The following is a 22,137-nucleotide window of genomic DNA, read 5'->3' on the forward strand; positions in this document are numbered from 1 at the left end:
CCCAAGGTGATGACATATGCCCACTTGTGCACCCACGCCGGTCTCCCAACTCGACGTCGCCGGCGACCTGTTGACCCTGCTCCGCGACACCACCACCGAGCCGCGCCCCGACATCCAGCTGGAGGCGCTCACCCTCGCCGTGGCCGCCGATCTGCCCGTGCTGCTGTGGGGCGAGCCCGGCATCGGCAAGACCGCTGCCCTGACCCAGCTCGCCGCGTCCCTGGACCTGCCGCTGACCACGGTGATCGCCAGCGTGCACGAGCCCTCCGACTTCTCGGGGCTGCCCGTCGTAGGGGACGACCCGGCGGAACAGGGCGTCCCGATGGCCCCGCCGGACTGGGCGGTACGCCTGGTCCGGGCCGGCCGGGGGCTGCTGTTCCTGGACGAGCTGTCCACCGCGCCGCCCGCCGTGCAGGCCGCCCTGCTCCGGCTCGTGCTGGAACGGCGGATCGGTGCCCTTCAACTGCCGCCCGGGGTACGGATCGTGGCCGCCGCCAACCCGCGGTCCTCGGCGGCCGACGGCTGGGAGCTGAGCCCGCCGCTGGCCAACCGGTTCGTCCATCTCCAGTGGGCCCACGACCACGAGGTCGTCGTACGCGGTCTCGGCGGGACCTGGCCCCGGGCGACGCTGCCGCGACTCGCCCCCGAGAGGCTGCCGGAGGCCGTGGACTTCGCACGGCGGGCGGTGTGCGGGCTCCTCGCCGCCCGCCCCGCGCTCGTGCACCGGCTGCCCAGCAGCGAGACCCGCCGGGGCGGCGCCTGGCCCTCGCCCCGCAGCTGGGACATGACGCTGAGCCTGATCGCCTTCGCGACCGCGGCCGGCTCCTCCCGCGATGTGCTGTCCCTGCTGGTCCGGGGGACCGTGGGGGACGGACCGGGGCTCGAACTGCTGGCGAGCATCGACCGGATGGACCTGCCCGACCCCGAGCTGCTGCTCGCCGATCCGGCGGGGGCGGTGCTGCCCGAGCGGGGTGATCTGCGGCAGGCCGCGCTCGACGGGGTGGTGGCGGCGGTCCGCGCCCGTCCGGACCGGGCCCGCTGGGACGCCGCGTGGGCGCTGCTGGTGCGGGCGGTGGAGACGGGGGCGCCGGACCTGGTGGTGGTGCCCGCGAGCACGCTCGCCTCGCTGCGGCGGGAGGACTGGGACGTACCCGCGTCGATCGAGCGGCTCGCCGGGGTGGTCACCCTGTCCCGGAAGGCCGATGAGGCCGCGTCGCGTGCCAAGGTCGCGGCGCAGGCGGGGCGTTGAGCGCGGAGGCGCCCGGGGCGCTGGATCTCGGCAAGCTCTTCGCGGCCCGGTTGCAGGCCGCGCGGGCCCGGCCCTATCTCGCAACGGCCCTGTTCGCCCTGCACACCGTCGAGTCCCGACGGGTGCCGACCATGGCCGTCGACCGGCACTGGCGGTGCTATGTCTCACCGGGGTTCGTGGACCGGACCCCCGTCGAGGAGCTGGCCGGGGTGTGGGTGCACGAGGTGTCGCATCTGCTGCGCGACCATCACGGGCGCGGGGACCGGGTGGCACGGGAACGCGGGCTGACCGGGGCCGGGGAGCGGCTGCGGATGAACATCGCCGCGGACTGTGAGATCAACGACGACGCCTTCGGCGACGGTCTGGTCCGGCCCGAGGGCGCGGTCCGCCCTGAGTCCCTGCGGCTGCCCACCGGGCAGTTGATGGAGGACTATCTGCGCCAGTTCCGGCTCGGGCCGTTGACACAGGATCTCTCCTGGCTGGACTGCGGCAGCGGGGCCGACGGACTGGACCGGGAGTGGGACCTGGGCCCGAAGGGCGCGCACGGCCTGAGCGAGCAGGAGCGGGACGCCGTCCGGTTCCGGGTGGCGCAGGGCATCACCGCGCGTCCGGGTTCGACGCCGCAAGGGTGGCAGCGGTGGGCGGAGGACGCGTTCCATCCGCCGCAGCCGTGGCGGGAGCTGCTGGGCGCGGCGGTCCGCTCGGCGGCCTCCGGTCCCGGTGGGGGCGAGGACTACACGTACGGCCGCCCGTCGCGGCGCTCGGCCTCCGTGCCCGGTGCCGTGCTGCCGAGTCTGCGGCGCAGACCGCCCCGGGTCTCCGTGGTGATCGACACGTCCGGGTCGGTCAGCGACGCGGAACTGGGCAGTGCGCTGCTGGAGGTCGCCGCCATCGCGCGTGCCGTGGGCGGCCGGCGCGACCTGGTGTCCGTGCTGCCGTGCGACGCGGCGGCCCAGTTCGTCCATCCGCTCTGCCGCGGCGAGGGCATTCCGCTGATGGGCGGTGGGGGTACGGATCTGCGGACGGGTTTCACGAGGGCGCTGCGGGCGCGGCCCAAGCCCGATGTCGTCGTGGTCCTGACGGACGGCCAGACGCCGTGGCCGGACACCCGGCCGCCCTGCCGGACGGTGGTGGGGCTCTTCCCCCGGTCCCCTTCCTGGGACGAGGACGATCCCGACTACGTACCGGACTCCCCGCCGGACTGGGCGCGGGTGGTGGACATCGGGTAGGGGCGCCGGCGAGGTGCCGGCGCCCCGTGCCGCGCTAGCGGATCGGCATCCCCGACAGGGTGCGGGCGATGACCAGGCGCTGGATCTCGCTCGTGCCCTCGAAGATCGTGTAAATAGCGGCGTCCCTGTGCATCCGCTCCACCGGGTACTCCCGGGTGTAGCCGTTGCCGCCGAGTATCTGGACCGCCTGGGCCGTGACCTTCTTCGCCGTCTCGCTCGCGAAGAGCTTGGACATCGAGCCCTCGGCCGCGGTGAACGGCTTGCCGTTGATGGCCATCCAGGAGGCGCGCCAGACCAGGAGGCGGGCGGCGTCGATGGAGGTGCGCATGTCGGCGAGCTGGAAGGCGACGCCCTGGTTGTCGATGATCGGGCGGCCGAACTGCTCGCGCGTCTTGGCGTAGTCGAGGGCGACCTCGTACGCGGCCCGGGCGGTGCCCACCGCCATCGCGCCGACGGCCGGACGGGAGGCCTCGAACGTGGCCATCGCCGCGTTCTTGACGCGCTCGCCGCCCGCCTTGGCGCGCTCGCGGGCGCGGGCCAGGCGCTGGTCCAGCTTCTCCTTGCCGCCGAGCAGGCAGTGGCCGGGGACGCGGACGTTCTCCAGCACGACCTCGGCGGTGTGGGAGGCGCGGATGCCGTGCTTCTTGAACTTCTGGCCCTGGGACAGGCCGGGCGTGTTCGGCGGGATGATGAAGGACGCGTGGCCCTTGGAGCCGAGCTCGGAGTCGACGACCGCGACCACGACATGGACGTTGGCGATACCGCCGTTGGTCGCCCAGGTCTTCGTGCCGTTGAGCACCCACTCGTCCTTGGCCTCGTCGTACACCGCGCGGGTGCGCATCGAGGCCACGTCCGAGCCGGCGTCGGGCTCGGAGGAGCAGAACGCGGCGACCTTGACGTCGTTCGTGTCGCCGTACATCTGCGGGATCCAGGTGCCGATCTGCTCCTCGGTGCCGTTGGCGAGGACGCCCACGGCGGCCAGACCGGTACCGACGATCGACAGGGCGATGCCCGCGTCGCCCCAGAACAGCTCCTCCATGGCCATGGGAATGCCGAGGCCGGTGGGGTCGAAGTACTGCTGGGCGTAGAAGTCGAGCGAGTAGATACCGACCTTGGCGGCCTCTTGGATGACCGGCCAGGGAGTCTCCTCACGCTCGTCCCATTCGGCGGCCGCGGGCCGGATCACATCGGCGGCGAAGCCGTGCAACCAGTCCCGCACCTCCTTCTGTTCGTCGTTGAGCTCCATGGTGAACTCGGCCATGTCCCCTCCAGCGGCGGCGCACGTGCATGTTACTAGCGGTAACCCGAGTCTGTTACCGGTCGGTAGGAAAAGTCAACTCCTGATGACCGCTCGGTAGCCCGTTCGATGCGTGGGGCATGGTGAGTGTTAGTTTGCGCAGGCGTCACCGAATCAGCACGGGTGGGGAGAGCTCATGGACACCACGCAGCGGACCGATCAGCAGCGGTCCGCCGACCGCCGTCGGCGCGAGCTGCTCGAGGCCGCGGACAGAGTGGTCCTGCGTGACGGACCGCAGGCCTCCATGAACGCGATCGCCGCGGAAGCGGGCATCACCAAGCCGATCCTCTACCGCCACTTCGGCGACAAGGGGGGACTTTACGCGGCTTTGGCCAAGAGGCATACGGATGCGTTGCTGGATTCCCTGCGGGCCGCGCTGGACGCTCCGGCGGATCGGCGGGAGCGGGTGGAGGCGACGCTCGACACGTACCTCGCGGCGATCGAGGCTCGGCCTCAGGTGTACCGGTTCCTGATGCATCCGGCGGAGGGCGCGCCGTCCGGGGACCCGGGGTTCGATGTCGGGAAGCACTCCGTGCCGTTGCTTCGGCGGATGGGTGAGGAGTTGGCCCAGGTCATCGAGGATCGGCTGGATCTCGGGCCTGGGGGGCAGCAGCTGGCTCGGGTGTGGGGGCACGGGATCGTCGGGATGATGCATGCGGCGGGTGACTGGTGGCTTGGGGAACGGCCGTGCTCGCGTGCGGAGTTGGTGCGGAGTCTGGCCGACCTTTTGTGGGGTCGGCTTGCGGCGGCCGGGGACAAGATCGGCGGTCCGGGGTTCTGACGGCCGTATGGCGTCCACCGGCCGGTGGGGGCTGGTCGCGCAGTTCCCCGCGCCCCTAAGGCAAATCCACTTCACCGGCGCCAAGAGGCTCGGGACACCTGTCGCATCAGCCGACGGTGGCGCCGGCCTGTCACGTGGTCCGCGTAGACCTTGCCGTCCAAGTGGTCGCACTCGTGCTGCAAGCACCGCGCGAAGAAACCCGTGCCGTGGACCCTGATCTGCTCCCCCGTCACCGTGAAGCCCTCGACCACCGCGTGGTCGTAGCGTTCCGTTCCGGCTTCCAGGCCCGGCAGGGACAGGCAGCCCTCCGGGCCCCGAAGGACCAGGCCGTCCGCCTCCACCAGGCGTGGGTTCACCACATGGCCCAGGTGTCGTACGTCCTCGTCGTCCGGGCAGTCGTAGACGAAGACCCGCAGGGACTCGCCCACCTGGTTCGCGGCCAGGCCGACGCCCTGGGCGGCGTACATCGTGGCGAACAGATCCTCGACCAGGGACGCCAGTTCGGGGCCGAAGTCGGTGACGTCGTCGCAGGGGGAATGCAGTACCGGATCGCCGAAGAGAGTCATCGGCCGCACGCGTCCGCGGGTGCCCGGAATCAAACCGTGTCGCATGTCGGCAAGGGTACGGATTCGGGAGTGCGAATGGATCTCGATAGGCTGACCACCACCACGTTGCCGTCAGGCGCGGCGCGTACGCAAGGAGGATCGAGAACTGATGGCAGGCAACTCGGACCCGCTCACGCCGCGGGCCAAGATCGCCGTGACCGCCGGTAAGGCGGTCGCAGCGGCATCGCGCGCCGCGGGGCGCGGCAGCGGTTCGGTGATCGGCGGCCGGGTGGCACTCAAACTCGACCCCGACCTTCTCGCCCGGCTCGCCCAGAACCTGGACGTCGTCCTGGTGTCGGCGACCAACGGCAAGACCACGACCACCCGGCTCATCGCGGAGGCGCTGCGGGCCGCCGGACCCGTCGTCTCCAACGCGCTCGGCGCCAACATGCCGGCCGGCATCACCTCCGCCCTCGCGGGCAGCTCCGAGGCGCGGTACGGCGTGATCGAGGTCGACGAGAAGTACCTCGCCGGTGTCGCCCGGGACACCGACCCGAAGTGCATCGCCCTGCTCAACCTCTCCCGCGACCAGCTGGACCGGGCCGCCGAGACCCGCATGCTGGCCGAGAACTGGCGCGAGGGTCTGGCGGGCAGCAAGGCCGTCATCATCGCCAACGCCGACGACCCGCTCGTCGTGTGGGCCGCCTCCTCCTCCCCCAATGTGATCTGGGTCGCCGCGGGGCAGATGTGGAAGGACGACGCCTGGTCCTGCCCGTCCTGCGGTGGTGTGATGCAGCGGCCGGGCGACGACTGGTTCTGCGGTGAGTGCGGCTTCCGCCGGCCCACGCCGAGCTGGGCGCTGTCCGGGGACCATGTGCTCGACCCGCACGGCTCCGCGTGGCCCATCCACCTCCAGCTGCCCGGCCGCGCCAACAAGGCCAACGCCGCCTCCTCGGCCGCCGTCGCCGCGGTCTTCGGGGTGCCGCCGCAGGTCGCCCTGGAACGCATGTACCAGGTGCAGGCCGTCGCCGGTCGCTACGACGTCGTGCAGTTCCAGGAGCGGGACCTGCGCCTGCTGCTCGCGAAGAACCCGGCGGGCTGGCTCGAAACGTTCAGCCTGATCGATCCGCCGCCCACCCCGGTGATCCTCTCCGTGAACGCGCGCGGCGCCGACGGCACCGACACCTCCTGGCTGTGGGACGTCGACTACACGCGGCTGACAGGGCACCCGATCTGTGTGCTCGGCGACCGCAAGCTCGACCTCGCCGTGCGTCTGGAGGTCGCGAACCAGCACTTCCAGGTCTGCGAGAACCTCGAACAGGCCGTGCAGATGTGCCCGCCGGGCCGCATCGAGGTCATCGCGAACTACACCGCCTTCCAGGACCTGCGCCGCCGCGTCGGCAACTGACACACTCAGGGGACTTTTGTGAGCGACAACCAGCTGCGGGTCGTCTGGATCTATCCCGACCTGCTCAGCACCTACGGCGACCAGGGCAACGTCCTGGTCGTGGAGCGCCGGGCGCGGCAGCGCGGCCTCGACGTGGCCCGTCTCGACGTACGCAGTGACCAGCCGATCCCGACCTCCGGGGACATCTACCTCATCGGTGGTGGCGAGGACCGTCCGCAACGGCTCGCGGCCGAGCGGCTGCGCCGGGACGGCGGACTGCACCGGGCCGTGGAGAACGGCGCGATCGTCTTCTCGGTGTGCGCCGGCTACCAGATCCTCGGCCACGAGTTCATCAACGACCTCGGCCAGCGCGAGCCCGGCCTCGGGCTGCTGGACGTGGTCTCGGTACGCGGTGAGGGTGCGCGGTGCGTCGGTGACGTGCTCGCGGACATCGACCCGCGGCTCGGTCTGCCCTCGCTGACCGGCTTCGAGAACCACCAGGGCGTCACCCATCTCGGACCGACGGCCCGCCCGTTCGCCCAGGTCAAGTTCGGCAACGGCAACGGCACGGGCGACGGTACGGAGGGCGCGTACAACGACACCGTCTTCGGTACGTACATGCACGGTCCGGTGCTGGCGCGCAACCCGCTCATCGCCGACCTGCTGCTGAAGCTGGCGCTCGACGTGAACGCGCTGCCGCCGACGGACGACCGGTGGTACGAGGCGCTGCGCACCGAGCGCATCGCCGCCGCGCAGCAGCCTGCCTGAGCTGCGATTTCACCTGGGCTCCAGGCAGCTTTTACCAGCCCGTCTGACGATGTGTCCGCACACCTGAGCGGGGTCGTCCAGCAGGCGGACGCACGGTACGGCCCCGCCCCCTCCTGCCGCTAGGGTGGCGGGGATCGAGCCGGACAGCGTGGTCCGGTCCCCGGCCCACGTTGAGAAGGTTGTTTCGGGCTATGCGCATTGGTGTCCTCACGTCCGGCGGCGACTGCCCCGGCCTGAACGCCGTCATCCGGTCCGTCGTGCACCGCGCCGTCGTGGACCACGGCGACGAGGTCATCGGCTTCCGGGACGGCTGGAAGGGCCTCCTGGAGTGCGACTACCTCAAGCTCGACCTCGACGCGGTGGGCGGCATCCTGGCCCGCGGCGGCACGATCCTCGGCTCCTCCCGGGTCCAGCCCTCGCATCTGCGGGACGGGGTGGAGCGGGCCAAGGGGCATGTCCAGGAGCTCGGTCTCGACGCGATCATCCCGATCGGCGGCGAGGGCACGCTGAAGGCGGCCCGGCTGATGTCGGACGCCGGTCTGCCTATCGTGGGCGTGCCCAAGACCATCGACAACGACATCGCGGTCACGGATGTCACCTTCGGCTTCGACACGGCCGTGGGGGTGGCCACGGAGGCCCTGGACCGGCTCAAGACCACCGCCGAGTCGCACCAGCGGGTGCTGGTCGTCGAGGTCATGGGGCGGCACACCGGCTGGATCGCGCTGCACTCGGGGATGGCGGCCGGCGCGCACGCCATCGTCGTACCGGAACGGCCCTTCGACATCGAGGAGTTGGCCAAGCGGGTCGGCGAACGGTTCGAGGCGGGCAAGCGGTTCGCGATCGTCGTCGCCGCGGAGGGGGCCAAGCCGGCTGCCGGGTCCATGGAGTTCGACGAGGGCGCGAAGGACATCTACGGGCATGAGCGGTTCGCCGGGATCGCCCGTCAGCTCTCCATCGAGCTGGAGCAGCGGCTGGGGAAGGAAGCGCGGCCGGTGATTCTGGGGCATGTGCAGCGGGGCGGTACGCCGACGGCGTACGACCGGGTGCTGGCGACCCGGTTCGGGTGGCATGCGGTGGAGGCCGTGCACCGTGGGGAGTTCGGTCACATGACCGCTCTCCAGGGGACGGACATCGTGATGGTGCCGCTGGCTGAGGCGGTGGAGACGTTGAAGACGGTTCCCGCCGAGCGCTACGAGGAAGCCGAGTGCGTCCTCTAGGACACACCGTACGGAATTGAAGAGTCCGCCCCCGGCCGCAGCTGCGGCCGGGGGCGGTTCTAGTCTGTGACGGACAGACTTGCACAACCCCCACGAATCAGGAGCCGTCGGAATGGATCACAGCGGGCACGGCATGACCATGGATCTGCCGCCGTTCACGCTGGGGCGGGGTCTTCAGTGGTCGGCCGACCCGTTCTTTCTCGTCGCCTGCCTGGTGGGGCTGGTGCTGTACGTGTGGGGGGTCGTGCGGCTCCGGCGGCGGGGGGACTCGTGGTCGGTGTGGCGGACCGTGTCGTACGTGGCCGGTGTCCTGTCCATCGGGCTGGTGATGTGCACCAAGCTGAACGACTACGGGATGGTCATGTTCAGCGTGCACATGGTGCAGCACATGATCATCAGCATGCTGTCGCCGATCCTCATCCTGCTCGGCGCCCCGATGACGCTGGCGCTGCGGGCGCTGCCGGTCGCGGGCAAGGGCCGCAAGGGGCCGCGTGAGCTGCTGCTCGCCCTGCTGCACAGCCGGTACATGCGGATCGTCACGCACCCGGCGTTCACCATCCCGCTGTTCATCGCGAGCCTGTACGCGCTGTACTTCACGCCGATCTTCGACTTCCTGATGGGGTCGAAGACGGGGCACATCGCGATGATGGTGCACTTCCTCGCCGTGGGCGTGGTGTTCTTCTGGCCGATCATCGGTGTCGATCCCGGTCCCAACCGGCCCGGCTATCTGATGCGGATGCTGGAGCTGTTCGCGGGCATGCCGTTCCACGCGTTCTTCGGGATCGCGCTGATGATGGCGTCCAGCCCGATGGTGGAGACGTTCAAGAACCCGCCCGCCTCGCTCGGTATCGACGCACTCTCCGACCAGAACGCCGCGGGCGGTATCGCCTGGGCGTTCAGCGAGATCCCGTCCGTGCTGGTGCTGATCGCGCTGCTGTTCCAGTGGTACGGCTCCGAGCAGCGGCAGGCCAAGCGCAAGGACCGGGCCGCCGACCGTGACGGGGACAAGGAACTCGAGGCGTACAACGCCTATTTGGCCTCACTCGACGCACGTGGCCGCTGACACCTCTTTCCCCTCAGTCCGCTCTTTGTCCTCAATCCGTCGGGAATGGTTTTCCGTTCGTTAGCATGAAACGCGTTGGGGAACCGCCGGGGGGAGCGGTGATGACAATTCGCGTTTTTCTGCAAAGGGCCTGGAAATCCTCGATCCATCGGATCGCGGTGCTGCTGGTCTGTGTGCTGGCGCTCGGCGGTTGCGATCGCGAGACGCCGTTGACGCTGGTGAAGGCGGTCGCCGCGGGCGTGCCCGCGCTCGATCCGTTCTTCGACGAGAACAGCGGGCTGGGGAAGGACGCGCAGGTCGCGTCGCGGCCCGTGCGGGGCAGTCTGCAACAGGGCGACACCCCCGGTCTGTACGGGGGTTCGAAGCAACCGACCGTGTGTGACGTCGACAAGCTCGAACAATTCCTCACCGATCCCAGGAACGACCAGAAGGCACAGGCATGGGCGCGTGCTCTCAAAATCTCCACGGATCGGATACCGGATTATCTCGACCGGCTCACACCCGTGCTGTTGCGTCACGACACTCTCGTGCAGAACCACGACTACAAAAAGGGAAAGGCTGTTCCCTACGACTCCTTGCTCCAGGCCGGAATCGCGATTCTGGTCGATGCGCAGGGCCAGCCCGCGGTGAAGTGCTCGTGCGGAAATCCGCTGCGGCCCTTCGCGGGTGACACGAGCCGTATCTCGGTCGAGTTCGAGGACGGGAACGAGGAGTGGGAGGGGTACGACCGTTCCTCGGTCGTCGCGGTGCGGCCCGCGCCCCGGCCCCTGGAGAAGATCGCCCTCGTCGACGTCGAGGACACCGACCGCGGGATCAACCGGCCGGTCGGCACCTCGGGAGCGAAGGACGCCACCTTCGACACTCGGGACAAGCGCGCGGTGCCGAACCTCGCCGGGGCGACGTTCGCAGAGGCCCGGCGCTCGCTGACCGACAAGGGGCTCGCGGCCGGCTATGACAGCAAGGGGCTGCCGCCGGACGACGCCCGGGTCACGGCGACCGATCCGCCGGCCGGGACCGAGCTGGGGTTCGGGGAGTACGTCACGCTCAGGGTGGTCGGTGACTCCGGCTCCCCGGGCGGGTCCGGGACCACTCCCCCGCCCACGACCACCACTCCGCCGCCGCCCTCCGAGCCGACGACATCAGGCCCCGGTTCTGACAGCGGCTCGCCACCACCGTCGTCCTCCCCGCCCTCGTCCGGCCCGCCGCCCAGCTCCTCGCCCCCGCCGTCGAGCGCCGGCCCGCCCCCGCCCCCGTCGAGCAGCCCACCGGCGACGAGCTCACCCCCGGCCGTGACCACGTCGCCACCGGAGACGACCAGCACACCGCCGCCTCCCCCGGTCACCACGAGCGCGCCACCGGAGACGCCGAGCAGCACGCCACCGCCACCGGAGACCACCAGCGCCCCGGCCACCAGCAGCGCGCCGGTCACGAGCGAGCCGCCCACCAGTGAGCCCGCCGCCGAGTCCACGCAAAGCGCCACCGTCTGAGCGGAGCCGACCGCACATCCAGCGGAGCGCTCGGCGCCCCGCAGACCCCGGGAGTGACCGGATGTCTTCAGGACAATCGACGTCGGGAGTGGGCCGGGTCATCGCCGGCCGCTATCTGCTGCTGAACCGGCTCGGCAGTGGCGGCATGGGCCATGTCTGGCTCGCCCACGACCAGAGACTCGCCTGCGAGGTCGCCCTCAAGGAGATCGTCTTCCGGGACGCGGTGGAGGCCGGTCACGAACGGGAGGCCCGGGTGGCGCGGGCGCGTGCGGAGGCCCGGCACGCGGCGGGGCTGCGCGGCCACCCGCACGTGGTCACCGTGCACGACGTCCTGGAGCACGACGGGCTGCCGTGGATCGTCATGGAGTACGTGGCGGGCGCGGTGGACCTGCGTGAGCTGGTCGCCCGGCGCGGCTCGCTCCAGCCCGCGGAATGCGCCCGGGTCGGCCTCGCCGTGCTGGACGCGCTGACCGCCGGGCATCAGCGGGGCGTCATGCACCGGGACGTGAAACCGGCGAACATCCTGCTCGCACCCGACCGGTCCGGGTCGCCTTACGGCCGTGTCGTGCTCACGGACTACGGGATCTCCGTGCAGCCGGACGCCGGCGAGACGCGGTACACGCTGACGTCCGTGCTGGTGGGCACGGCGGGCTATCTGGCGCCGGAGCGGGCCACGGGCGGGCCGCCCACCCCGGCCGCGGACCTGTTCTCGCTGGGCTGCACGCTCTACCACGCCGTGGAGGGCCGCGGTCCGTTCGACCGGGAGTCGCACCTCGCGGAGATCACCGCGGTGGTCATGGAGGAGCCGCGGCCACCGCAGCGGGCCGGCGCCCTGGGCCCCGTACTCGAGGCGATGCTGGTCAAGGACCCGGAACGGCGGATCACCGCGGCCGAGGTGGAGGCCGCGCTGGCGCGGCTCGTCGCCTCCCAGGCGGAGGCCCACGCCCGGACCCAGACCGACCTCGGGTCGCAGCCGCCCTGGGCCCAGCCGGCGCCTCCCGCGCCCGTAGCCGTTCCGCCGCCACCGGCCGTCCCCGAGGGCTTCGGGCCCTTGGTCACGTCGGGCGGAAGCAGGCGGCGTACCCGCCCCCGGGCCCTGCACTCCGCCCTCGCCGGGCTGCTGGGGCTGGCCCTGGCCGGGGGCGGGGTCTGGTACGCGGTGGCCCAGCAGCCGCCCGTCGACGGGAGGGAGGGCGGCGGGACCGCACAGCCGTACGGCACACAGGTCGGGCTCTCCCAGCCCCTCAAGGACGGCGACTGCGTGCTCGCCGACTGGGGGGAGGCGGGCGCCTTCAAGGGGACTCCGCGGCTGCGTCTGGAGTCGGGCTGCGGCAGCACGGCCGACGGGCAGGTGGTCGCCTTCGTCGGGGCCGCGTCCGCCGCCGAGGCCCGGGAGCGGGGTCCGGCGGGGTGCGAGGAGCGGACCGAGGAGCTCCGCGGGAGGCTGGCCGATGTGCGGAGCCTCGCCGTCGTGCCGAGCGAGGCGGGTTTCGTGGCCGCCGGCAAGCGCACCGCCTGTCTGGTGCTGGGCGCTCACGGGCCGGTGTACGGGCCGCTCGGCGATCACCGCAAGGCCGGTACCGAGTTCTCCGACGTGTCGAACATGCAGAAGCGGGACTGTCTGGGGGTGCGGTCCAACCGGTCCGCCCGGCTGGTGTCCTGTGCGGGTGCCCATGACGAGGAGGTGCTCGGGTTCACCCGATTGGCCGCCGATGTCACGCTCGAAGAGGCGCGCACCGAGTCGGACGTGGCGTGTGGGCGGGATGTGCCGCCACGGGACTACGGCTTCGACCCGTCGGTGTACACGGCGGGCTCCTGGACGAGCGAAGGTCCCTGGAAGGCGGGCACTCATTTCGTCGTCTGCACCGTCAGGAAGCAGAACGGGGGCACCATGGAGGGAGACCAATCCTGAGGAGGGTGTTGCGATGCCCGGTTCCGGTTCCACGGATGGCTCGACCAGAACGATGGGGGTGCTCACCGTCGGCGGTCTCGTCGTGGTGACGGCCTACACGGTGGCGCTCGGCAGCAACGGCTGGCTGTGGTTCGGCTGGGTCGTGCTGGGCCTGATCACCCTCGGGATGGTCGCCACGCGCAGCACCTGAAGCCGAACGAGGCCTATTCGCGGCTGAGGCGCCCGCCGGAGTGCACCCCCGGCTGGTACTTCGGCAGCCGGGCGGTGATCTTCATGCCCGCCCCTACGGCGGTCTCGATGACGAGGCCGTGGTCGTCGCCGTAGACCTGGCGCAGCCGGTCGTCGACGTTGGACAGTCCGATGCCGCCCGAGGGGCTGACCTCGCCGGCGAGGATGCGGCGCAGCACGGCGGGGTCCATTCCCGTGCCGTCGTCCTCGATGACGACCAGCGCCTCGGCGCCGGCGTCCTGTGCGGTGATGCTGATGTGGGCCTTGTCGCCCTTGCCTTCCAGGCCGTGCTTGACGGCGTTCTCGACGAGCGGTTGCAGACAGAGGAAGGGCAGGGCGACCGGCAGCACCTCGGGGGCGATCTGGAGGGTGACGGAGAGGCGGTCGCCGAAGCGGGCCCGGACCAGCGCCAAGTAGTGGTCGATGGCGTGGAGTTCGTCGGCGAGGGTGGTGAAGTCGCCGTGCCTGCGGAACGAGTAGCGGGTGAAGTCGGCGAACTCCAGGAGCAGTTCGCGGGCCCGCTCGGGGTCGGTGCGCACGAAACTCGCGATCACCGCGAGCGAGTTGAAGATGAAGTGCGGGGATATCTGGGCGCGCAGGGCCTTGATCTCGGCCTCGATGAGGCGGGTGCGGGACCGGTCGAGGTCGGCGAGTTCGAGCTGGACGGAGATCCAGCGGGCGACCTCTCCCGCGGCCCGGACGAGGACGGCGGACTCGTGGGGCCCGAAGGCGACGAGGGTCCCGTGGATCCGGTCGTCGACGGTGAGCGGTGCCACGACGGCCCAGCGGACCGTGCAGTCGAGGTGGTCGCAGGTCAGCGGGAATGCCTCGCCGCGGCCGGTCTCCAGGGGTCCGGCGAGCCGCTCCATGATCTCGGCGCGGTGGTGGCCGCCGATGCCGTCCCAGACCAGGACCGTCTTCTGGTCGGTCAGACACAGGGCGTCCGTGCCGAGCAGTGTGCGCAGCCGGCGGGCCGACTTGCGGGCGGTCTCCTCGGTGAGGCCGGCCCTGAGCGGGGGCGCGGCGAGGGAGGCGGTGTGCAGGGTCTCGAAGGTGGCGTGCTCGACGGGGGTGCCGAGGCCGCGCAGGCTCTCGGGGCGCGCGGTACGGCGGCCGAGCCAGAATCCGGCGGCGAGCAGGGGAAGGACGGCGACACAGAGGCCGGCGAGGAAGCCGCTCATACGACCGCCCCGATCCGGCTCGTCAGGGATGTCCTCATGCCTTCACCTCCGCCCGCAGCTCCTCCGGCAGATGGAACCGCGCCAGGATCGCCGCCGTTCCGGCCGGGACCCGGCCCGGGGTGGCCAGGGACACCAGGACCATGGTGAGGAAGGCCAGCGGTACCGACCAGAGGGCGGGCCAGGCGAGCAGGGCGTGCAGCGCTCCGGTGCCGGGGAAGCCGGCCATCGTCGCGGCCACGGCGACCAGGGCGGAGCCGCCGCCCACCAGCATCCCGGCGGCCGCGCCCGGCGGGGTCAGCCGGCGCCACCAGATGCCGAGGACGAGCAGCGGGCAGAAGGAGGAGGCCGACACCGCGAAGGCGAGCCCGACCGCGTCGGCGACCGGCAGTCCGCCGACCAGGACGCTCGCCGCCAGCGGTACGGCCATGGCGAGGACCGTGCCGAGCCGGAAGTGCCGTACGCCGCGGGAGGGGAGGACGTCCTGGGTGAGCACGCCCGCCACCGCCATGGTCAGCCCCGAGGCGGTCGACAGGAACGCGGCGAAGGCGCCCCCGGCGACCAGTGCGCCGAGGAGGTCGCCGCCGAGGCCGCCGATCATCCGGTCGGGCAGCAGCAGGACGGCGGCGTCCGCGTTCGAGGTGAGGGTGAGTTCGGGGGCGTAGAGGCGGCCCAGGGCGCCGTAGACCGGCGGCAGGAGGTAGAAGGCGCCGATCAGGCCGAGGACCGCGACGGTGGTGCGGCGGGCGGCGACGCCGTGCGGGCTGGTGTAGAAGCGGACCACCACGTGCGGCAGGCCCATGGTGCCGAGGAAGGTCGCGAGGATCAGTCCGTAGGTGGCGTACAGCGGGCGTTCGCCGCGGCTCTCGGCCTGCGAGGGCGACAGACCGGCGCCGCTGTCGCGGTCGGCCTCGGGGACGGGGGCTCCCTGGGCGAAGGTCAGCCGGGTGCCGGCGTCGATGTGATGGGTGCCGGCGGGGAGGCGGAGTTCGGTGTCCTCGTGGGCGCGGCCGTCGACGGTGCCGTCGACCGTGACGGTCAGCGGGCGGTCCAGTGTCAGGTCGAGGCTGTCGTCGACGCGGACGACCCGCTGTTCGCGGAAGGTGGCCGGTTCCTCGAAGGCGTGGGTGGGGGCGCCGTCGCCCTGCCAGGCGAGGACGAGGAAGAGGGCGGGGACGAGCAGGGCGGTGAGCTTGAGCCAGTACTGGAAGGCCTGCACGAAGGTGATGCTGCGCATGCCGCCCGCGGCGACGGTCGCGACCACGACGACGGCGACGATCACTCCGCCGAGCCCGTCGGGCGCCCCGGTCAGGACCGTCAGGGTGAGTCCGGCGCCCTGGAGCTGGGGCAGCAGGTACAGCCAGCCGACGCCGACGACGAAGGCCCCGGCGAGCCGTCGTACCGCCTGGGAGGCGAGCCGGGCCTCGGCGAAGTCGGGCAGGGTGTAGGCGCCGGAGCGGCGCAGCGGGGCGGCGACGAAGATCAGCAGGACGAGGTAGCCGGCGGTGTAGCCGACCGGGTACCAGAGCATGTCGGGGCCCTGGACCAGGACGAGGCCCGCGATGCCGAGGAAGGAGGCGGCGGAGAGGTACTCGCCGCTGATGGCGGCCGCGTTGAGCCGGGGGCCGACGGTGCGGGAGGCGACGTAGAAGTCGGAGGTCGTGCGGGAGATGCGCAGGCCGAAGGCGCCGACGAGGACGGTCGCGACGACGACGAGGGCGACGGCCGGAACGGCGTAGTGGGAGTTCATCGGTCTTCTACGAGGCGGACGAAGTCGCGTTCGTTGCGCTCCGCCCGCCGTACGTACCAGCGGGCGAGCAGCACCAGCGGGACGTACAGGCCGAAGCCGAGGACCGCCCACTCCACGCGGCGGGCGTCGGGCATGGCGGCGAAGAGCAGCGGGAGCGGGCCGACGAGCAGGCCGAGGACGGCGAAGACGGTGAGGGCTGCGCGCAGTTGGATGCGCATCAGGGAGCGGACGTAGGTGTGGCCGAGGGTGGTCTGTTCGTCGATCTCGGTACGGGGGCGGTTGTAGCCGGGGACGCGTCGGGTCTGCCGGGGCGGGCCGGTGACGACGACCCGGCGTTCGGCGGGGTTCTGGTGCTGGGGCACCGTCACGGCCTCCTCATCAGCAGGTCCCGCAGTTCGCGGGTGTGGCGGCGGCTGACCTGGAGTTCCTCGGAGCCGACCAGGACGCTGACGGTGCCGGCGTCGAGGCGGAGTTCGCCGACGTGGCGCAGGGCGACCAGGTGGCGGCGGTGGATGCGGACGAAGCCGCGGGAGCGCCAGCGCTCCTCCAGGGTGGACAGGGGGATGCGGACCAGGTGGCTGCCCTTGGTGGTGTGCAGCCGGGCGTAGTCGCCCTGGGCCTCGACGTGGGTGATGTCCTCGACGTTGACGAAACGGGTCACGCCCCCCAGTTCCACGGGTATGTGGTCGGGGTCGGGTTCGCTCACGGGGATGCGCGGGGTGGTGCCACGGATCTCGGCGGTGCGCAGTTCGACGACGCGGCGGACCGCCTCCGCGAGGCGTTCCTTGCGGACGGGTTTGAGGACGTAGTCCACGGCCTTGAGGTCGAAGGCCTGCACGGCGAAGTCCTCGTGGGCGGTGACGAACACGACCAGTGGCGGCCGGGCGAATCCGGTGAGCAGCCGGGCCAGGTCGAGGCCGTCGAGGCCGGGCATGTTGATGTCGAGGAAGACGACGTCGATCGCCTCGGGGCCCTGGGGCCCGGATTCCAGCGCCCGGTTGATGCGGCGCAGCGCCTCGGTCGCGTCGCCGGCGCCCTCCGCGGTGCCGATCCGGGGGTCGGCGTTGAGGAGGTAGAGCAGTTCCTCCAGCGAGGGGCGTTCGTCGTCGACAGCCAGGGCGCGCAGCATGAACCCGGAGTGTAGGAGTAATTCGCACGTCTGCACACGTGCCGGGGCAGGGACGTTCTCGCTGGATACAGTGCCGACATGCACAGCGCGCCCGCACCGTTCGACGAGCTCGACCGGAAGATCATCACCGCTCTGATGGCGAACGCCAGGACGAGCTTCGCCGAGATCGGCACGGCCGTGGGGCTGTCCTCCACGGCGGTCAAGCGGCGCGTGGACCGGTTGCGCGAGACGGGCGTGATCACCGGGTTCACGGCCACGGTGCAGCCGTCGGCGCTGGGCTGGCGCACGGAGGCGTACGTCGAGGTGTACTGCGAGGGTGCGGCGCCGCCGCGGCGGCTCGCGGAGGTGGTGCGCAACCATCCGGAGATCACGGCGGCGATGACCGTGACGGGCGGCGCGGACGCGCTGCTGCATGTGCGAGCGCGGGACGTGGAGCACTTCGAGGAGGTGCTGGAGCGGATCCGGATCGAGCCCTTCATCCGCAAGACGATCAGTGTGATGGTGCTGTCCCATCTGATCCCGGAGAGCCCAGAAGCTGGGGCGAGCCAGGCCGCGCCGCCCGAAACCTCGGGGCGCGCAGCAGAGCTGCGTTGAACCGGTGAAAGACGCAGCATTCCTGCGCGGACACGCAATTCTCATTGCTTGTCGGGCGTGACCGTCACTTCCTACCTTGGTGTCAACCCTCAGTCGACACCTCAGGAAGCGGAGGAACCCCTCTGTGTCCGACGCCCGTGTGCCGCGCCGACGGCGATTCCTTGTCTGCGAACCCAGACACTTCGCCGTGCAGTACGCGATCAATCCCTGGATGCATCCCGACACGCACGTCGATGTGGATCTGGCCCAGGAGCAGTGGCAGGCCCTGATCGGCGCCTACCGCTCCCACGGCCACGCCGTCGACGCCCTGGAGCCGGTCCCCGGTCTCCCGGACATGGTCTTCGCCGCGAACTCGGCGGTCGTCGTCGACGGCCGCGTCTTCGGCTCGCTGTTCCACGCACCCGAGCGGCGCCCCGAGTCCACACACTACGACCTGTGGTTCAAGACGGCGGGCTACGACGTCCACCGCCCCGCGTCCGTCTGCGAGGGCGAGGGCGATCTCGTCTGGACGGGCCGGTACGTCCTGGCCGGCACCGGCTTCCGGACGACCCGGGAGGCCCACCGCGAGGTGCAGGAGTTCTTCGGCCACCCGGTGATCAGCCTGACGCTGGTGGACCCGCACTTCTACCACCTGGACACCGCGCTGTTCGTCCTGGACGACTCCGAGGGCGAGAACAACATCGTGTACTACCCGGAGGCGTTCTCACCGGGCAGCCGCGAGGTGCTCGCACGGCTGTACCCCCGCGCGGTGCTCGCGACCCGCGACGACGCGATGGCGTTCGGACTGAACTCCGTGTCCGACGGCCGCCATGTCTTCATCGCACCGCAGGCCGAGGCGCTGGCCGCGCGCCTCGACGACCACGGCTATGTCCCCGTCCCCGTCGACCTCTCCGAGTTCCACAAGGCCGGCGGCGGCATCAAGTGCTGCACCCAGGAGATCCGCTCATGACCGCTGCCGTACACACGCGCTCCTCCGCCGATCTGATCAGCGCCGAGGAACCGGTGCTGGCGCACAACTACCACCCCCTGCCGGTGGTCGTCGCCCGCGCCGAGGGCACCTGGGTGGAGGACGTCGAGGGGCGCCGCTACCTGGACATGCTGGCCGGCTACTCGGCCCTCAACTTCGGCCACCGCCATCCGGCGCTGATCGAGGCGGCCCACCGCCAGCTGGACCGGCTGACGCTCACCTCACGGGCCTTCCACAACGACAAGCTGGCCGAGTTCGCCGAGCGCCTGGCCGCGTTGACGGGCCTCGACATGGTGCTGCCGATGAACACGGGCGCCGAGGCGGTCGAGAGCGGCATCAAGGTGGCCCGCAAGTGGGCCTACGACGTGAAGGGCGTCCCCGCGGACCGGGCGACGATCGTGGTCGCCGCGGAGAACTTCCACGGCCGTACGACGACGATCGTGTCGTTCTCCACCGACGAGACGGCCCGCGCGGGCTTCGGCCCCTTCACCCCCGGCTTCCGGATCGTGCCGTACAACGACCTGGCGGCGCTGGAGGCGGCGGTCGACGAGACGACGGCTGCGGTGCTCCTGGAGCCCATCCAGGGCGAGGCGGGGGTCGTGATCCCGGACGAGGGCTACCTCACGGGCGTACGCGAACTGACCCGCCGCAAGGGCTGCCTCTTCATCGCGGACGAGATCCAGTCGGGTCTCGGCCGCACGGGCCGCACGCTGGCCGTCGAGCACGAGTCGGTCGTCCCGGACGTGCTGCTCCTCGGCAAGGCGCTGGGCGGCGGCATCGTCCCGGTGTCCGCGGTGGTGGCCCGCCGGGACGTACTGGGCGTGCTGCGACCGGGCGAGCACGGCTCCACGTTCGGCGGCAACCCTCTCGCGGCCGCGGTCGGCACCGCCGTGGTCGAGCTCCTGGAGACGGGCGAATTCCAGCGCCGGGCCACCGAGTTGGGCGTGGTGCTGCGGGACGGCCTGTCGGACCTGGTCGGCAAGGGCGTCCTCGGCTTCCGGGCCCGCGGGCTGTGGGCGGGCGTCGACATCGACCCGGTGTTCGGGACCGGGCGGGAGATCAGTGAACGGCTGATGCGGGAAGGCGTGTTGGTCAAGGACACCCACGGGTCGACGATCCGGCTGGCGCCGCCGTTGACGATCACGGGCGAGGAACTCTCCGGTGCGCTCGGGGCATTGGAGAGGGTACTGACGCGGGGCTGAGCGCCTGGCGAGAGGGCCGGCTGCTCGTGACCGTTCCAGGACGGTCACGAGCAGCCGGCCCCGTCCTGTCCACGGTCGAAACGCACCCCCTCATCGCGCCGGGACGCAAGACCTCCCTCTGCGCCACCCATGCTCGCGAATCCGTCATGCTCAGCGATCTCATTGCCGCCTACCCGCCAGTAGCACCAGGCTGATCCCGCGGTCGCCTCCCCCCGCCCGCGACACAGTTCCCCGCACCCCCGCATGCACATACACTGGCCACCCCACGACACGCCGGTTGACCTGCTGGAACGCGGCGGTTGCACCGATTTGCCGGAGTGAGGAGCGTCCAGTTGTTCTACTACCTGCTCAAATACGTGTTGTTGGGACCCCTGCTGAGACTGGTCTTCCGGCCTCGGATCGAGGGGCTCGAGCACGTACCGGCGACCGGTGCGGCCATCGTCGCCGGTAACCACCTGTCCTTCTCGGACCACTTCCTGATGCCGGCGATCCTCAAGCGCCGCATCACCTTCCTCGCGAAGAAGGAGTACTTCACGGGCCCGGGCCTCAAGGGCCGGCTCACCGCGTTCTTCTTCCGCAGCGCCGGGCAGATCCCCGTCGACCGCACCGGCAAGGAGGCCGGCCAGGCAGCCATCCGTGAGGGACTCGGGGTGCTGAGCAAGGACGAGCTGCTCGGGATCTACCCGGAGGGCACGCGGTCGCACGACGGCAGGCTCTACAAGGGCAAGGTCGGCGTCGCCGTGATGGCGCTGAAGGCCGGGGTGCCCGTCATCCCCTGCGCGATGATCGGCACCTTCGAGGCCCAGCCGCCCGGCAAGGTCATCCCCAACATCCACCCCGTGACCATCCGCTTCGGCGAACCCCTCGACTTCTCCCGCTACGAGGGCATGGAGAACGAGAAGGCGATCCTGCGCGCCATCACCGACGAGATCATCTACGCCATCCTCAACCTCTCCGGGCAGGAGTACGTCGACGAGTACGCGGCCGTCGCCAAGGCCGCGGAAGCCGCGGAGCGCTCCGAGAAGGAACGCCGCTTCCCGCGGATCCCCCTGCGCTGACCTCTGCCGTCGGCAGAAAGCCCTGGGACGCCCGGAGCCGACAGTCGTACCGTCGCCGTATGACGCGACGAGCTGTGGTGATCGGGGCGACCGGGCAGATCGGCCGGGCGGCGGTGGGTGCGCTGGCCCGGGACGGGTGGGAGGTGACCGCCGTCTCCAGGGGCGGCGGGCGGGACGAGGGCTGGCCCGGGGACGTGCGCGTCGCCCGCGCCGATCGGGAGGACGACGCAGCGCTCGCCGCCGCGGTGGGTGACGGGTGCGACGTCCTGGTCGACGTGGTGGCCTACGGGGCCGCGCACGCACGGCAGTTGACGGGCCTCGCCGACCGCGTGGGGTCCGCCGTCGTCATCTCCAGCGTGTCGGTGTACGAGGACGACAAGGGCCGCAACTTCGACACCCAGGAGGAGCCGAACGGCTTCCCCGAGTACCCCGTGCCCATCACCGAGGACCAGCGGACCGTCCGGCCCGGAGAGCAGACGTACAGCACCCGCAAGGCCGCCTTGGAGCGCGAACTCCTGGCTGCCGGTGCGGAGTTGCCGACCACGCTGCTGCGCGCCGGGGGCGTCCACGGACCGCACTGCGGGACACCGCGCGAGCTGTACTTCGTCAAACGCAACCTCGACGGGCGGACCCGGCGCGTCCTCGCCTACGGCGGCAGGAGCCGTTTCCACCCGGCGAGCGTCCACAACATCGCGGAACTGATCCGGCTGGCGGCCGCGCGACCGGGCACCCGTGTCCTCAACGCCGTCGACCCCGACGCGCCGACGGTGGCGGAGATCGCCCGTGCCATCGACACGGTGATGGGGGTGGAACGGGAGGACGTCCTCGTGGACGGACCGCCCCCGGCCCCCACGGTCGGGGACACCCCGTGGTCGGTGCCGGTACCGGTCGTCTGCGACATGGGCGCCGCCGAGCGGGAGTTGGGCTACCGAGCGGTCGTCGGGTACGCCGAGACGCTGCCCGAGACCGTCGCCTGGATCGAGCGGCACCTGGCCGGGCGGGACTGGCGGGAGGCGTACCCGAAGATGCTCCGGTCCTACGGCGACCTCTTCGACTACGCGGCGGAGGACGCCTGGTTCGCGGCATGAAAAAGGGG

General features: G+C 71.2%; 21 protein-coding genes. 15 read left to right on the top strand and 6 right to left on the bottom strand.

Going from position 1 to position 22,137, the window contains the following annotated elements:
- The first annotated feature begins 16 nt into the window (after nucleotides 1-16).
- Nucleotides 17-1,249: an AAA family ATPase gene (locus tag ACFY0U_RS31965; protein WP_388641734.1), complete on the top strand. Its 1,233-nt coding sequence runs from the start codon at nucleotides 17-19 to the stop codon at nucleotides 1,247-1,249.
- The gene (locus tag ACFY0U_RS31970) at nucleotides 1,246-2,478 is read left to right on the top strand and encodes a VWA-like domain-containing protein (RefSeq protein ID WP_388641736.1); all 1,233 of its coding nucleotides are present in this window, start codon (nucleotides 1,246-1,248) and stop codon (nucleotides 2,476-2,478) included. Before ACFY0U_RS31965 ends, ACFY0U_RS31970 begins: the two co-directional genes overlap by 4 nt.
- A gap of 34 nt (nucleotides 2,479-2,512) precedes the next feature.
- Here the strand turns inward: ACFY0U_RS31970 and ACFY0U_RS31975 are convergent, their stop codons facing one another.
- A complete protein-coding gene (locus ACFY0U_RS31975; protein WP_388641737.1) occupies nucleotides 2,513-3,739 on the bottom strand; it encodes an acyl-CoA dehydrogenase family protein in 1,227 nt (408 codons plus the stop codon).
- A 172-nt stretch (nucleotides 3,740-3,911) separates the two neighbouring features.
- On the opposite strand from ACFY0U_RS31975, the gene ACFY0U_RS31980 reads away from it, so the two are divergent.
- Nucleotides 3,912-4,556 (top strand): TetR family transcriptional regulator, encoded by a 645-nt coding sequence (locus tag ACFY0U_RS31980; protein WP_388641739.1) that lies wholly within the window; start codon nucleotides 3,912-3,914, stop codon nucleotides 4,554-4,556.
- Nucleotides 4,557-4,627: 71 nt separating this feature from the next.
- Here the strand turns inward: ACFY0U_RS31980 and def are convergent, their stop codons facing one another.
- Entirely contained in the window at nucleotides 4,628-5,167 is a 540-nt protein-coding gene (gene def, locus ACFY0U_RS31985; protein WP_388641740.1) for a peptide deformylase, read from the bottom strand.
- Between the two features lie 103 nt (nucleotides 5,168-5,270).
- On the opposite strand from def, the gene ACFY0U_RS31990 reads away from it, so the two are divergent.
- The 7 genes from ACFY0U_RS31990 to ACFY0U_RS32020 all read left to right on the top strand — a co-directional run bounded on the left by ACFY0U_RS31990 (nucleotide 5,271) and on the right by ACFY0U_RS32020 (nucleotide 13,125).
- Complete coding sequence (locus tag ACFY0U_RS31990) at nucleotides 5,271-6,509, top strand: MurT ligase domain-containing protein (protein ID WP_388641742.1); 1,239 nt, start codon at nucleotides 5,271-5,273, stop codon at nucleotides 6,507-6,509.
- Between the two features lie 18 nt (nucleotides 6,510-6,527).
- A complete protein-coding gene (locus ACFY0U_RS31995; RefSeq protein WP_388641744.1) occupies nucleotides 6,528-7,256 on the top strand; it encodes a type 1 glutamine amidotransferase in 729 nt (242 codons plus the stop codon).
- 191 nt (nucleotides 7,257-7,447) lie between these two features.
- On the top strand, nucleotides 7,448-8,473 hold the full coding sequence (locus tag ACFY0U_RS32000) for a 6-phosphofructokinase (RefSeq protein WP_388641745.1): 1,026 nt from the start codon (nucleotides 7,448-7,450) through the stop codon (nucleotides 8,471-8,473).
- A gap of 112 nt (nucleotides 8,474-8,585) precedes the next feature.
- Nucleotides 8,586-9,536, top strand: coding sequence for a cytochrome c oxidase assembly protein (locus ACFY0U_RS32005; protein WP_388641747.1), 951 nt, complete (start codon nucleotides 8,586-8,588; stop codon nucleotides 9,534-9,536).
- Between the two features lie 101 nt (nucleotides 9,537-9,637).
- Nucleotides 9,638-11,023: a DUF6777 domain-containing protein gene (locus tag ACFY0U_RS32010; RefSeq protein ID WP_388641749.1), complete on the top strand. Its 1,386-nt coding sequence runs from the start codon at nucleotides 9,638-9,640 to the stop codon at nucleotides 11,021-11,023.
- Nucleotides 11,024-11,084: 61 nt separating this feature from the next.
- Nucleotides 11,085-12,935, top strand: coding sequence for a protein kinase (locus ACFY0U_RS32015; protein ID WP_388641750.1), 1,851 nt, complete (start codon nucleotides 11,085-11,087; stop codon nucleotides 12,933-12,935).
- Between the two features lie 13 nt (nucleotides 12,936-12,948).
- Complete coding sequence (locus tag ACFY0U_RS32020) at nucleotides 12,949-13,125, top strand: hypothetical protein (protein ID WP_384157406.1); 177 nt, start codon at nucleotides 12,949-12,951, stop codon at nucleotides 13,123-13,125.
- A gap of 13 nt (nucleotides 13,126-13,138) precedes the next feature.
- Here the strand turns inward: ACFY0U_RS32020 and ACFY0U_RS32025 are convergent, their stop codons facing one another.
- From ACFY0U_RS32025 to ACFY0U_RS32040, 4 genes are read right to left on the bottom strand one after another with little or no spacing between them, the layout of a single operon-like run.
- Complete coding sequence (locus ACFY0U_RS32025; RefSeq protein WP_388641752.1) at nucleotides 13,139-14,344, bottom strand: sensor histidine kinase; 1,206 nt, start codon at nucleotides 14,342-14,344, stop codon at nucleotides 13,139-13,141.
- A gap of 34 nt (nucleotides 14,345-14,378) precedes the next feature.
- The gene (locus tag ACFY0U_RS32030; RefSeq protein WP_388641754.1) at nucleotides 14,379-16,091 is read right to left on the bottom strand and encodes a cation acetate symporter; all 1,713 of its coding nucleotides are present in this window, start codon (nucleotides 16,089-16,091) and stop codon (nucleotides 14,379-14,381) included.
- The gene (locus ACFY0U_RS32035; protein ID WP_388641756.1) at nucleotides 16,088-16,459 is read right to left on the bottom strand and encodes a hypothetical protein; all 372 of its coding nucleotides are present in this window, start codon (nucleotides 16,457-16,459) and stop codon (nucleotides 16,088-16,090) included. The genes ACFY0U_RS32030 and ACFY0U_RS32035 overlap by 4 nt, the downstream gene beginning before the upstream one ends.
- Complete coding sequence (locus ACFY0U_RS32040) at nucleotides 16,456-17,220, bottom strand: LytR/AlgR family response regulator transcription factor (protein ID WP_388641758.1); 765 nt, start codon at nucleotides 17,218-17,220, stop codon at nucleotides 16,456-16,458. Before ACFY0U_RS32040 ends, ACFY0U_RS32035 begins: the two co-directional genes overlap by 4 nt.
- 78 nt (nucleotides 17,221-17,298) lie before the next feature.
- Between ACFY0U_RS32040 and ACFY0U_RS32045 the strand changes: the two genes are divergently transcribed.
- From ACFY0U_RS32045 to ACFY0U_RS32065, 5 genes are all read left to right on the top strand, one after another.
- Nucleotides 17,299-17,814: an Lrp/AsnC family transcriptional regulator gene (locus tag ACFY0U_RS32045; protein ID WP_388641760.1), complete on the top strand. Its 516-nt coding sequence runs from the start codon at nucleotides 17,299-17,301 to the stop codon at nucleotides 17,812-17,814.
- A 124-nt stretch (nucleotides 17,815-17,938) separates the two neighbouring features.
- Nucleotides 17,939-18,763, top strand: a complete 825-nt coding sequence (gene ddaH / locus ACFY0U_RS32050; protein WP_388641762.1) for a dimethylargininase — start codon at nucleotides 17,939-17,941, stop codon at nucleotides 18,761-18,763.
- Nucleotides 18,760-19,983, top strand: coding sequence for an ornithine--oxo-acid transaminase (rocD, locus tag ACFY0U_RS32055; RefSeq protein ID WP_388641764.1), 1,224 nt, complete (start codon nucleotides 18,760-18,762; stop codon nucleotides 19,981-19,983). The genes ddaH and rocD overlap by 4 nt, the downstream gene beginning before the upstream one ends.
- A gap of 332 nt (nucleotides 19,984-20,315) precedes the next feature.
- Complete coding sequence (locus tag ACFY0U_RS32060) at nucleotides 20,316-21,041, top strand: lysophospholipid acyltransferase family protein (protein WP_388641766.1); 726 nt, start codon at nucleotides 20,316-20,318, stop codon at nucleotides 21,039-21,041.
- A gap of 74 nt (nucleotides 21,042-21,115) precedes the next feature.
- Complete coding sequence (locus tag ACFY0U_RS32065; RefSeq protein ID WP_388641911.1) at nucleotides 21,116-22,129, top strand: NAD-dependent epimerase/dehydratase family protein; 1,014 nt, start codon at nucleotides 21,116-21,118, stop codon at nucleotides 22,127-22,129.
- Nucleotides 22,130-22,137 lie beyond the last annotated feature (8 nt).

This window comes from Streptomyces sp. NPDC001536 (assembly GCF_042894505.1).
In the GTDB taxonomy this organism is placed as follows: domain Bacteria; phylum Actinomycetota; class Actinomycetes; order Streptomycetales; family Streptomycetaceae; genus Streptomyces.